We start from the raw sequence: 13026 nt of genomic DNA on the forward strand, positions 1-13026 counted from the left end.
AGTCAGATTTACCCTATTCACCTAAAGTAAACAATAAATTTGACTCCAGAAGCCTTAATAGGCAAGCTGTTTAAGCTTTGTAATTAGTTCTATAAATTGTATTAGCTTAATTATTATGCAAGTTTATGCAAGTTAAGTCAAGACAACTTTATTAAGAAACGTAAAATGACAGCTTTAATATATTCAGGCATCAATAGAAAGGAAATTGAGATTAGATAGACTAGTAAACTAAGCAGCTCTCAACATTGAAGACTCAGTTACTTCCTGTTCCTCTTCACCCCACAAATCATCACCGTAAATATTGGCACTTCTTCTCCTCTTCCAAGCATAAGCAGCCAAAGCTAAAGCCATCACACAGTCAGTAGCCAGTCCTTTATCATCCAATTTATAAAACCTTAGTTCAGTCTTGAGTTGCTTTAACCTGTCCTGCTCATCATAAGGAATTATCAGTTTACCTTTCTCCACCGCACCAGCTAAATTAGACAGCATTAAAGTTTTGTGATTATGCTTTTGATTTTTACCAGGTTTCTTAGTGGAATTAATTGGTATACATTTCTCAGCTAAATCAACAGGTAATTCTTTCTCCAATGATTCCTTCAAATATTGTCCAGCCAATGCAGTAGAATCATAATAAAGTTCACCAGGGAATTGATTTAACCTACGCCTAATCCTCTCTAGCACCCCATTCTGATCAAACAGAGGAGTTTTGCTAATCCTTTCAAAAGCAGCAATTCTAAGTTCCCTGTCAATAAATTGAAGTGTGATCAAAACTGTAGAGTCACCATTAGTAGAACCAGCTACATCACAACCAGTAAAGAACTGTGAACCTGGGCCACCTTTAGGTAAATATGGAAACTCCAAACTAGCACCATGTTCAGGTAAACAATGTCCTGTAACTGGGTCATCATAAGGGAAGAAACAAATATGCTTTTCACCCTTTTCAATAGCTTTATCTAGATAGTTACCAGCAAAGAAAGTAGCACCATAATTAGCAAATTTACCATAGACTTCTTCTCTGACTTGAGCTTGAGTCATGTTCACCATGTTTGACCTGATGGTTTCTTCAGGGTTAACAGGATTATCAAACTGACTGAACTCAGCAATGACTACAGATTTATCTTGTTTAAGTCTCCTTTCCTTAAACTCATTCCACATTTTCCTAAAGTAAATAGCACCCTGTCCAGCAGTGTCACCTTCACCTTGGGGAGTAGAAATAAAGTATTTACGTCCACTAACTTCAGTACCCCTGACATTTAATATCTTCATTCTCAAATGTTCTAGGGCATACTCAGAAGCAGACTCATCTAATGTAGCTACATCTAAATAGAAACCTAAAATAAATCTACCTTTCTGAACAGTAGCTTGAAACCAAATAATACTATTAAAACAAGTTTCTATAAAAGGTTGTTGTCCATCAGAAATGTGTTTAATAAAACCTATGCTGGTCAAGAAAGGGCTATCATTAACTAGGTTGATAATTTCATCCTTGACTAACTTTGCTTGCTTCAGAGAGGGCGCACAGTTAATAGATTGAAACCTTTTACTATAGTCACCATAGAAAACAGAAGTGCTAGGTCTTTTCCTATAGAATAAAAACCATAAGTGCATAAGGGCAGTAACAAAGGTTTTACCACTTCTAGACCCTGCTTTTAATACCCCTTCCTGAGCATTTACAGCTTGCCTTAGCCATTGTCTCTGTTTAGGATGTCCTTTGACTATTGCACCTGTTTCAGGGTGTATCCTTTCAACTTCATTTAAGTAATGGTTTACCTTCTCACCAAGGAAATACTTAACAAATAAAACAGGGTCATTAGCACCAGCAATAAATTGATATCTCAATGTATCTGACTTAAGGATGCCCTCTAAATCAGAAGGGATAGAGTTAAAATCCATTAGTCATCATCTCCTAACTCATACTCAATTTCTACATCTGCTGGTTTAAGAGCAAATAATTCATCAACTTTAGTTTCAGGATTAGATGTCAGGTATGCTTTAACTAAATCTTGGATTAATTCTTTGGGATCTACACTTAACTGTTCATACAAAGCCTTGAGTGTAAGTTCATTTTCATTCTTATCTCTGAGGTCTTTTCTAGTTTTTAAGGTAGCATTAATCTGAGCTTGATGAATCTGAATCACTTTAGATAAATCAGTGATAGCTTTACTCAGACCATTTATATTATTGGCAGCTACCTCTGCTTCTCTAGCAGAAGAATCAGTTACAGAAGCAGTCAATTGTACTGCTGTATTATACCTTTCTATTAACTCTGATTGATGGTCAATCAGCCTACCAATCATGGCATCAGACAGCATAATGCTATTGTCTAACAAAGTTTCTTTACTGTAATCAGTAGCTAATAACTCCTTTCTTTCCTTGGCAGATAATGATTTAATTGCTCTCATATTTTCTTGTTTAACTAATTTAGAATGTAGACCATGTGTGATTCTAGCTTTAGCTGCTTTACCTCCATGTGCTGCACAACATTTGTAGCCAAGCATTATGTTGTTTTTACACTGATTACCATCTTTTTTTATATAAGAACACCTAACTGGTAAAGGTCTTTTACCTGATAGATATCTATGTTTATATACTGCACTTTCTTTATATGAAGACAAAAAATACCCTCCAACTACTTACATAATTAAAGGATATCATATTGAGATTTAACATAAATAGGACAATTACACCTTTAACTCTTACTTATTATTATTTTAATTTCTTTAACATCTATCTCTATCTCGTTTAACTTATCAATTATCCTGGCATGGTCTGTACTAGTATCTTTTTCTAGCACTATAAGGTTTTTTTTAATCTCTTCAGAGTTAGAGTTAATTGCTTTAATAAAAGTTTCTTGAGTAGATAAATAGGATTCTAGTTTGGGTAGTATTTTGGTAGTAAAGAACTGAGAAAACTTACTAGCAATAATAGCTACTCCTGCACTTACTGCTACTAGAGTTATAAGAACAGATAGTGAATTACTTGTAACAGAGTCTTTGGCTATTTCATAAGCATCCTGTTGAGCTTGGTGTTGAATACTAGTAGTCATAATTTTATTAACTAGCTGTTTTAAAGAACATAATAGGGTGAACTCCTGTAATTTCAGTCAAATCATTTATTACAGCAGTTGTAGGTAGAGTAGCGTTAGTGTAAGTTAAATCATTCCTATAACCATAAACAATATTACTAGTAGCAATACCAAAGGTAGAACTTCCCACATAATAGCTAACAGCAGGATACCCAGTTTCAGAACTAAAACTACCAGTACCACTAGTTTGATTTAAAGCTTTCCAATACCAACCAGGGGTTAGAGTAGTTGTAGTATCAAAGCCTTTATCTCCAATACCAGATAAAGTAATTTCAGCGCTACTAGCTATTAAAGTTTGAGGTAAGAATGTACTGGGGTTGTTAGAATAAATACCAAATCTGAATAATGCTGTAGCAGTAGAAACAGTTTGGTTAAAAGAAAACCTAACTATGTTTACTGGTCTAAAAATTTGAAAAGGATAATAGCTTACTGTGTTAGTTGTGGAGGTATTTGCAGAGGCAGTAAAAGCATCAAATAAAATAGTATCTGTATACCATTTATTTGGTAAATAACCTGGGTGTAAGTTAGCTTCAGTAAGCAGTTGTTCAGTATTATTTAACTTAATAATATTTGAACCACTTCTATTTAAAGTAGGGCCACCTTTACCTATTTTAAATGAATCAATTGTTGTACCTTTTAAATCAAAATAAGAAGCCATATATTTTATTATCTTTATTTATAAAAAGTCATTAGGGTAACCTTTAATTACCCTAATGTTAATATTACTCAATAGCTAAATTGTTAAGCAGGGTTGCTGTAATAAACTAGGACTCTAGCGGCTCCAGCAGTAGAACTAGATGCAGCATAAGTAATGATTAAAGATTCAGCAGAACCACTAGCAGTTTCACCAGGGGTAGAAACATAGATATCTTTAGCTGCACCATACAAATCAATAAGGTTACTACCAGCATATTTAGATGTAGTACCTGAAATTCCTACAGTCATAGTAGCTGTACCAGTTACCCAAGGGGTATCAATTATAACTTCAACTTTATGTACTACTGCGTTAGCTGGTAAGGTGAACATAGCTACACTAGAAGCGCTGTTGAAAGCTAGTGAAGTCGTATCAATCAGTACCCCATTAGAAGTACCTCCACTTACCGTAGTCCAGCTTGTAACACCTGAACCATTGGTAGTAAGTACTTGGGAAGGTGAACCTGCGCTGGTAGGTAGAGTTAAAGTATAGTCAGCAGTTTGTCCACTGGTAGGTCTAGCTAGAGTAATTTTCCAGTCTGCACCTGAACCAGCAGCATCTGAGTTAATTACTAAACCTGTATCAGAAGTAGCTTCTAAACTGAGAGCAGTTACCTTTTTAAATGCGGTATCTGCACTATCTTTAACTTCTAGGTCACCTGCATTGTTCTTTAGTCTTACACCTGCTTTTTCAATTTGAATAGAGGGTAAAGAAGTTCCTTTTAAATCAATAATTTGAGCCATAATATTTCTTTATTTATTTTACTATTTACTTTCAATTAAGATGTAACCATTACCTTGAGTTGCTCCAGCACCAGCAGTTAAATATAAATTAATTGGGGTGGCTGAAGTGTATTTATAAGTAGGGTTAGTAGCATACTCTCCTACTTCACTAAGATAAATCTGGGTATTGTTAGCCAATCTATCATTTACTGTTGAATCTCCTATTGAAATAGAAGGATTTGTTCCATTAAAAGGAGTTAAGATTACGACGGTTACAGTTAATATAATTTCATTTGTACCTGTAGTATAAATTAATCTACTTGAAACATCTGAGTAAGAAAAATAGATATCTTTATCTACTGTGCTACCTATATCAGCAGCTCCTTGGGCTAATACATCCCATTCTGTGCTTTCAGTGGAAGGCTCTTGAGTGGTGGTATCAGTAGCTCTATAGCTGGAGCCTTCATGGAAGACTGCTTGATTCTTATAATAAGTTTTAGTAGAAGACCAAACCCCTGCCCAGATAACAGAGATACCATTAACTATTAAAGGGTGAGGTGGTTTGTGAGGTTTATTTGGAGTTAATTCTAATGCCATAAATATATGTTAACCTGCTAATTCCATAAGAGTTAAAGAACATAAAGCTGACTGTGCTAATTGAAAGTTAATACCTTGCAATTGAATTTGAACTGTATAGCTTCTAGTAGTAGTACTAGCTGAGTTTACTCTTAAGTTTATAGCTACAGCTTCAGGATAAGCATCTGATCTTCTACCTACATTTAAAGCTTGAATTAAGTTAGAGCTAGCATCACTAGCAGAAACTCTAACATTAAAATAATTACTTGAATTTGTAGTAGTTTTAACGCAATTAATGTTACCCATAATTTGAATAACAGAACTTGCACTAATAGGAGTTATTTCTAAGGTTAAGTTAGTACTAAACCAAGTATTACTAGGGCTACCTCCTACTCCTAAATTACTATTAAAAGCAACAGTTTGAATGTGTTTAGTCTGTAAAACTATACTAGACCCCCCTCCAGAAGGGGTAGCAGGTTCATATCTACTATTAGCAGAACTATAGACTAATACTTGACCATCAGTAGGCGTAGTAGTGTGAACATCTACACCTTGTAATTTATTAGCATTCCACTGTGCAGTAGAGTTCCCAACTTGAGACGGAGTAACAGAGTGAGGGTTAGATGTATTGCTAACGTGATTAGATAAGTTAGTTGTTACAGCTAAATTAGTTTCATTAATATCAATATCTATTTCAGAGTTACTAGTATCGTTAGTAATAGTTACTTTATTTGAGCCACTATTAATCTTTTTAAATTCTAAGTTAACTCCACTCTTTTGTTTAAATATTCCAACTCCATCAGTACCAACATTAGAAGCAGTATTAGCTTCACCTTCTCCACCTCCACCACCTCCTCCTGCTATGTCATCTACATATTCTAAAGTGTTAGAAGTACTATTAAACTTAAGGATTTTACCATTAGCTTTGTTAGTATCATCTACTTCAACACCTTTAATCTTATTAGCATTCCATTGTGCAGTATCTTTACCCACTTGAGTAGGTGTTACAGAGTGTGGATTAGAGGTATTAGTAGTGTGATTAGTTAAGTCAGTTGAAGTAGCTAAACCAAGACTAGAAGTAGGTTGATTATCCCATGTAGAAGTGATTGAATCATAGATTAATATGTCACCTGCATTGGGGCTAGAAAGCTCTACATCAGTCAAATCAATTAAGCCAATAGGATTAGATTCTGAGCTAGCTGACTGGGCTATTAACTCCCAATCTATAGCTTCAATTGATGGTGTTTCAGTAGTAGTCTTATTGGCTCTATAGCTAGAACCATTATAGAAAACTCCTTGATTCTTTCTATATACTTTACTATTAGACCAATTCCCAGCCCATAGAACTGAGATTCCTGTACAAGACATTAGCTTAAAGCCTCCGCATCAATGTAGATTTCAGTGTTAGGCTCCATACCAGTTATTTCAATTCTGTAAGCTGTGGTATTGGTTAATGAATATCTCTTAATAATATTGTTATCTGTAACTGGGTCGCCTATTGTTTCATAGGATAAACCTATTAATGCTTTGAAAGTGTAGGTAATATTTGCAGATGCAGTTATTTCTATGTTTATCTCTTTATAATTAGAATTATCAATAGTCTGACCAATGTAAGTCTGAGCTTGGATAAGCGTTGGAATACCAAAGTCTGTGTTGTCTAATTTTTTAGAGAACATAGGCACAGTGTCTTCCATCTCTACCCCATAGTCAACTAAGTAGCTGTAGGTAAATTGACCTGCTGATGTCCATATACCATTGGTAGCTGGCTTTTCCCTTAAGGCTTCTTTATCTTCTAACTTGTACTTTCTATCAATTTCTTTTAACTCAATAGCTGTAAGTCTTTTCTGGTCTTGTAGAGTGATTTCTTTATCTTCTTCTCTGGCGATCTCAGCTAACTTAGCATTCTTTTCAGCTTCAATAATTGCTAATTTTTCTTCTAAAGTATCTTTACAACAAGTAGTAGAAGCCCCATTGCCTATAGCTTCTATTACATCACGTTGAGTCCAGAATTGAGCAGCAGTTAATGTAGCTAACTTATGAATTGTAATATAGGCTCTTAAGTGTAGAAAATAATCTGTTTGAGCTTTTTCAATTAACTCTCTATCTCTAGTAATAGATGTACCAGAACTAGAATCAAACTTAACTACTGGGTCATTTACATAATAATATTTGACTCCAAAGCCTATTAGATTCCAAGCATCAATAACGCTAGCTTCTATAGAAGTAATCACATTACTAGATATGGTGGTTTGTATATCTTCTAATCCTTTTGCTTGAAGGTCAGATATAACAAATAAGGTTAATAAGTTTGCTCTATTAATATCGACAATACTAGTGCTTGTATCATTAAGAGAGGTTCTTATATAGTTATTAAAAAAATCATTCCAAGTAATTGATACTGGCATATTTTTATTAAATTAATCTATTAGGGAATCTTTTAACATAATTAATAATAGTGTTTTTATCTAACCCATTTAAAAAAGTGGTAGGAGTGTAGTTACTATAAGTAAGACTTGAAGAAAGCACTACTACATCTGTATTGTTATTAAAGCTTGGATTGTTTTTAAAGCGTTGCTCTATGCTTACAGTAATTAAACCTGACTCATTCCTTAAATGATATAAAAGTGTACCGCTATATACTTTAGATGTACCTATATGAAAGAAATAACTAACACCAAAAGGGCTTTGTCTTAACCTACCCCATATATTGTCTGGAAAGTTATTTGGATACCATAGATTAGTTTCTATATGGGTTACCAAATATTCATCATCAAGAAAGTCTACATAATCAAAATTACCTAAATCAACTGTAGCGTTACTTAATGACGCTACTTCAGCTATATATCCTGGTATAAAATATGCTGGGTAATCAGTTGCGCCCAAGGTACAGCTTGCATTATCAACATTTATTATTACAGTACCTTGGGATTGTAAACTAGAGCTAAATGATGTGGTTAATGCAGGGACATATACTAAACCAGAAAACTGATTTATTATTGAACTTCTTACTATATCTCTTTCTAAAGCTTTGTACCTTTCTAAATCTGCAAACATAATATTTTATAGGAGGGAATTAACCCTCCAATTTAATTAAAGGTTACTAGGAATAGAGTAACTAGTAGCACTTAATTGTAGAACTGCTACAGCACCTCTATGGTTAGCTGCATAACCCCAACCATCACTCATGATCGTGTTCTCTAAAGCAAAGCTAGATTTAATATCAGTTTGTAATCCAGCTAAACTAGCAACAGTAGGAATTCTGCTGAGGAAAGGTGTTTTGTTAGCCCCACCATCAACACCCACACAGATTGCATAACCTACAGGAACTATAGGTGTTTTGATAATAGGAGTATTGCTAATAAAACCCACCAAACCTTCCCAAGGTGATAGCTGTCTCATTCTGTCATTAGAAGCTCCACCAGTAGCAATTTCAAGGTTGCGTCCAATTTGGTTTTCTGCTGGTACAAACCCACTCAAAGCTTCCAAAGAATATTCATAATCACAAATCCAGATTTCTAATTGCTTGTAACCATGATGCCTGACTTTATCAATTAGCTTTGTGCGTATCTCAGCTACAGTGGGGGAACCTGCACTAGCAACAGCAGTATAGTGTTGTAAATCCCCAGCTTGGAAAGTATATCCATTAACAGCAGGGGCAGCAACAGAACTATCACTATTGTAGAAAGGAATACTGGTAGTTTGATATTTGTTAATAGAGTCAATTATTACTCTGTTAGTATTAGTGAAAATGGTTTGACGTAATGCACTAAACCTAGCTTTTTGAAAAGAAGTTAATTTAGCTTGTACATAACCAGCTAACTCATCTCCAGTCATCAGTTTTACTGCTCTAGAAGAAAGAGTTAATGCAGTCATAAACTCTTCATAAGGAATTTCTTGAGTGTAATCCCAAACAGTAGAGCGAGAGCTAGGTCTAGCTGACTCAGTTAAACTTTCAAGAGTTTCCCCATCATAATATTTGACAACTTTCTGAGGGGTATTAATTGCTTCTACTAGTGGTTCAAAGAACCTGGAGTTCATGTCACCATAGAACAACATATCCTGGTCTAATTCTCTCAAGATAGATACAACAGATTGATTATCAACTGTTACTAAATCAGCATCATTAGAGCTAAGTTCACCAAAAAAAGTAGTGTTGTAAGTCATATATTTTTAAATAATTAATTATTTGAATTAAACAGAAATTTTAACTTTATTAGCAGTTAGAGCAATCCCAACTTTCTTAGTTCCTGTACCTGCAACAATCCCAGCAGCACCAGCGAATACAGCAGCGCCAGGTGTAAGAGCTAATGAAGTGCCTTTGTTCTCAATAATGCAGTCATTATCTACTGCTAAAGTTGTACCTGCCTTGCGAGAGTATCTAGCCACTCCTATAGGCTCAAGAGAAGCAGTACATAGGATTGCTTGACCTGAACTATTAACAGCTACTACTGCACCTTCAGGAATGTCTACTGCACACACTAAGTTAACAATAGAACCATCCAAATGAGATGAGTTAATAAATCTATAAAGGACTGTGTTGTAAGCTACGTTTTGCATAATTTTAATTGTTAGTAATTTATATTTACTTGTGTTTATTTAATAACCACGCCAAGCTTTCACTTTGCGATCTTCTTCAGTAGAAGTCTTGTTAACAGATACTCCAGGTTTTGTAACCACAGAGTTACCATTAGTATTGGGTTTTTTTGCTAAAACAGCCTGTAAAGCAGTCTGTATTTTAGGAACTAAATTTTCTCTTAATTCTGCTTCCAAAGCTTGCTGTTTAGCTAACAAATCTGCAACTACTTCTTCCTGAGAAGAACCTGTTGGTTTTATCCCTAGAAGTTTAACCATTCTTTGAAAGTCAGGTTTAGTTTGAGCTAAGGCAGCCTCATAATCAATCTCAGGAGTGGGAGGTGTAATGGAAGTTTCTAAACCTAAATCCAATTCTTGTGTTTGCTCATCCATATTTAAACTTTTTGTAGTAGTTGCGGTATTTCATTTAGAGGAATATTAATTAAGAAGTTTGGGTCATTTTCATAGTAGATGGCATCTAACTGTGCTAATACCCTAAAGGTGCCATCTTTCCATACTGTTATGTAAAACTCATCATCCTCAAGGGAAACTTTTCTCATATTAGTTAATTACGCTATCTTCAAATAAATTATTACTATCTGCATTAGCTTTATCCTTAGAGTCAGTCAAAGCAGCAGAATACTGAATATTCAATCCCTTCTCTGCATCTAACTGTTCTAGCTCTTTTAATGCTTCCTCTTCAGTTAAACCTTCAACTTCAACTAGGTATCTCTTTCTAGAAATTAGTTTATTTACAACAGCTTCAATTTGCAGTTTCTTATCCTGTAAATCTTTAGGCATCATGTCAGGTAATTCCACTCTAAAAGGAATGTCAACACCGGACTCTGCAAAGATATTCTTAATAGATGAAATTAAATAGTTAGCTCTACTTAATGTAGCCCTCTGTAGTGGTTCATAAAGGACACTGAGAGAAGATGAACTAGAAGCTGATCTAGCATTCTGTAGCTCAAGAAGCATTACCCCAGTTAGAGAATAAATGTCTTGTAAAATAATTAATCTTTGTCTTTCAAGATAAGGTGAGTCTACTGGTTGTAAGTAACCAATATGAGGAGTTATACCAAGTTCAGCAGCAGCATTACTGATAGGAAGATGAAGAATACTAGCCCCATGATCAGTGAATGCTGTTTGGAAAGCTGCACTACCTGTAGGTGAGTCTACACTTTCAAGTTGACTTGCATTAGTCCGACCAATAATAGCTGGTGCAGAAGTTCCAATTGTGTAAATTTGAGGCTTATGATGTTTACCATTTAAATTAATTCTTGACCTGACTTCACCATATTCAAGCTGAAGATTAATCAATCTTTCAATAGCAGATATAGCTTGTCTCCCATCCAATGAATTCACTAATCTAACTATGGGAATGTGATCACCCATCTCTAGAGGTTCATTACTTCCTACTTTGATAAAGTATTTATATTCAGGTAGGTTGAATAAATCTAGAGTAGTCTGGTTCTCTGCGGAGAGACTCAGATAATGTTCTACTTTTACCTTTTTGTAAGTGTTACCATCTGGGTCATAAGTTTCTCTGTTCTCCTTTAAGTAAACAACTTTTAAAGGGTCAAGAGGGTCAACCTTTATGTCATCAATGTCTACTGTCTTAATATGACGTAATTTGCCATCAGAAACCTCAATATAAGCCTCTCCAAAAATGGGGACATCATTGTAAACATCATGGAGTAAACTATAAAGCTTTAGCTGTTCTAATTGTAAATTTAATTGTTCTTGCTGTTCTGGATTTATAGCTAAAAGTTTTATTTTCTTTTGATAGCCATCACCCAGTAAAAATGCTTTAATTTGCTCTACAACTAGCTGAATTAATTTAATAGGTAACTCTCTATTGCCAGAAGGGTTTATCCCTAAATAGGCATCTAGTAGTTCTGATTTTGTAGCCATCTAAAATAACAGTTTACTTATACTTATTATATACATTAAATAAAATGATAAAAAGTGGGATGAATGATAAATATGAATTACTTTTAGTCAGACTAAAAGTATTTTTGTAATTAGATAACTGAGTTGTTTAATATATATGTATCTCTAGGGGTAGCTAGGGGCAGGTGACTTATGGCGGCAGGGTTGATTAAACTTTTATTAATTAACTGTATTAATGTTTAATGATAGGGGGTATACTATCCCTTTTTTATTATCATGTTAATGCCCTTAACATCAGCGCAACAAGATTGTGTAAGAACCTATTCTGCTTCTTAGGAAGATTGTGTGTCGGTTCAATTCTGCTTGGTGAATGAAGTTAGTTATCTAACTTACTTATAGCTTTGCTACTCCAGAGGTGCTAGTCACAGGAGTTAAGGTAAAGATATAAGTTCTCTATATGCAATATTCCAGAGGTGTTTTAACACAGGAGTAAAGTGTATAGAGACTAGCTGATTGCCTTACTGAAAGCTGTTATTTATGTGAATACTTATTACTGAACGCTTTGGGTTAGTAAGTAATAAGTAGCTCTCTAATAACTAATGGAAAAGCATCTATGTGTATGAGTACGGTGAGCTATGCTTGCCAGAGGTACCATACAACTGTAATAAGACTGGAAGTGAAAACAATGGTTAGTAACTTCCAAAGAGTCTATTACTTTAATAGGTGAGCTTAGTACATTAGTTAGTCCTACCTTTGGTGGGGAGAGTTAGCATAGATGATTAGGCTAGTAGGCAAGGCGAGGGTGTATACTCCCTAAGTTTACTTATAACTATTCTTTATTCTTTTCATTCTATAAGAGACTTTTAGCTTCTCACTTATGCTAACTATTGCTACGCTTAAGCTCTAAGAGATGTCTGGTTTATCTTCTCACTTATGAGTAGAAAACTGCACTTATTAAACCACCTTTAGGTGCAGTCATCTTAACATAGCAATCTTCTTACACACAGCAGAAGATTAGCTTGCTGATATTCAGTAACGGTTTAATTAAGACTATCAATAAGTAGACAGCAGAGTTTAAGTTAACTACACTTCATTAACAGATTAACAAAGCTTTTAAATAAGTTTATTTAGTGGTAGACAGCAAAGTAATACGCTCCATCAACATTAAGGAATAATAAAATGAGTACAACATATTTGCAGCCAGCACTAACAGAAGTCCAATCACAAGAGTTTGCTGAGGGTATGAAGGCTGTAGTTAGGTTTACATTTAAGTTAGCTAGGGTGATAGCTTTATTGTTATTAACTTTGTTTAGTTTAATTAAACAAACTGTAGACAGCAGAAGACAGGTGGCTAAGGTAAGTCAACTAACTGAAGTAGACTTAGTGGAAGTAGTATCGTTAATTACGCACCTGAAAGATAAGGAAAGCTATATTCAGTCTGCTACAACTTTTCAGCCATCTAAACTGAAGTGAACTGAGTTTAG

At 34.7% G+C, this 13026-nt stretch carries 15 protein-coding genes; 1 reads left to right on the forward strand and 14 read right to left on the reverse strand.

Features of this window, described 5'->3' with window-relative positions; genetic code table 11:
- Window positions 1-228: 228 nt before the first annotated feature.
- From ABF638_RS02310 to ABF638_RS02375, 14 genes are all read right to left on the reverse strand, one after another.
- Complete coding sequence (locus ABF638_RS02310; RefSeq protein ID WP_435019897.1) at window positions 229-1893, reverse strand: hypothetical protein; 1665 nt, start codon at window positions 1891-1893, stop codon at window positions 229-231.
- Window positions 1893-2615, reverse strand: a complete 723-nt coding sequence (locus tag ABF638_RS02315) for a hypothetical protein (protein ID WP_435019899.1) — start codon at window positions 2613-2615, stop codon at window positions 1893-1895. The genes ABF638_RS02310 and ABF638_RS02315 overlap by 1 nt, the downstream gene beginning before the upstream one ends.
- A gap of 74 nt (window positions 2616-2689) precedes the next feature.
- Window positions 2690-3046 carry a hypothetical protein gene (locus tag ABF638_RS02320; RefSeq protein ID WP_435019901.1) on the reverse strand — a complete coding sequence of 119 codons (357 nt, stop codon included), beginning with the start codon at window positions 3044-3046 and terminating at the stop codon, window positions 2690-2692.
- Window positions 3047-3053: 7 nt separating this feature from the next.
- A complete protein-coding gene (locus tag ABF638_RS02325; protein WP_435019903.1) occupies window positions 3054-3743 on the reverse strand; it encodes a hypothetical protein in 690 nt (229 codons plus the stop codon).
- 83 nt (window positions 3744-3826) lie between these two features.
- The gene (locus ABF638_RS02330) at window positions 3827-4522 is read right to left on the reverse strand and encodes a hypothetical protein (protein ID WP_435019904.1); all 696 of its coding nucleotides are present in this window, start codon (window positions 4520-4522) and stop codon (window positions 3827-3829) included.
- Between the two features lie 21 nt (window positions 4523-4543).
- On the reverse strand, window positions 4544-5098 hold the full coding sequence (locus ABF638_RS02335) for a hypothetical protein (RefSeq protein WP_435019906.1): 555 nt from the start codon (window positions 5096-5098) through the stop codon (window positions 4544-4546).
- Between the two features lie 9 nt (window positions 5099-5107).
- A complete protein-coding gene (locus ABF638_RS02340) occupies window positions 5108-6445 on the reverse strand; it encodes a hypothetical protein (RefSeq protein ID WP_435019908.1) in 1338 nt (445 codons plus the stop codon).
- On the reverse strand, window positions 6445-7482 hold the full coding sequence (locus ABF638_RS02345) for a hypothetical protein (protein ID WP_435019910.1): 1038 nt from the start codon (window positions 7480-7482) through the stop codon (window positions 6445-6447). The genes ABF638_RS02340 and ABF638_RS02345 overlap by 1 nt, the downstream gene beginning before the upstream one ends.
- 7 nt (window positions 7483-7489) lie before the next feature.
- Window positions 7490-8131, reverse strand: coding sequence for a hypothetical protein (locus ABF638_RS02350; protein ID WP_435019912.1), 642 nt, complete (start codon window positions 8129-8131; stop codon window positions 7490-7492).
- A gap of 36 nt (window positions 8132-8167) precedes the next feature.
- Window positions 8168-9241 carry a hypothetical protein gene (locus tag ABF638_RS02355; protein WP_435019914.1) on the reverse strand — a complete coding sequence of 358 codons (1074 nt, stop codon included), beginning with the start codon at window positions 9239-9241 and terminating at the stop codon, window positions 8168-8170.
- Between the two features lie 27 nt (window positions 9242-9268).
- A complete protein-coding gene (locus ABF638_RS02360; protein ID WP_435019916.1) occupies window positions 9269-9634 on the reverse strand; it encodes a hypothetical protein in 366 nt (121 codons plus the stop codon).
- Window positions 9635-9673: 39 nt separating this feature from the next.
- Window positions 9674-10042, reverse strand: a complete 369-nt coding sequence (locus tag ABF638_RS02365) for a hypothetical protein (protein WP_435019918.1) — start codon at window positions 10040-10042, stop codon at window positions 9674-9676.
- A 2-nt stretch (window positions 10043-10044) separates the two neighbouring features.
- Window positions 10045-10209 carry a hypothetical protein gene (locus ABF638_RS02370; protein WP_435019920.1) on the reverse strand — a complete coding sequence of 55 codons (165 nt, stop codon included), beginning with the start codon at window positions 10207-10209 and terminating at the stop codon, window positions 10045-10047.
- A 1-nt stretch (window position 10210) separates the two neighbouring features.
- Window positions 10211-11563 carry a hypothetical protein gene (locus ABF638_RS02375; protein ID WP_435019922.1) on the reverse strand — a complete coding sequence of 451 codons (1353 nt, stop codon included), beginning with the start codon at window positions 11561-11563 and terminating at the stop codon, window positions 10211-10213.
- Between the two features lie 1158 nt (window positions 11564-12721).
- On the opposite strand from ABF638_RS02375, the gene ABF638_RS02380 reads away from it, so the two are divergent.
- Window positions 12722-13015, forward strand: a complete 294-nt coding sequence (locus tag ABF638_RS02380) for a hypothetical protein (protein WP_435019924.1) — start codon at window positions 12722-12724, stop codon at window positions 13013-13015.
- Window positions 13016-13026: the final 11 nt, after the last annotated feature.

The organism is Nostoc sp. CALU 1950 (genome assembly GCF_051172895.1).
Taxonomy (GTDB): Bacteria; Cyanobacteriota; Cyanobacteriia; order Cyanobacteriales; family Nostocaceae; genus Nostoc; species Nostoc edaphicum_A.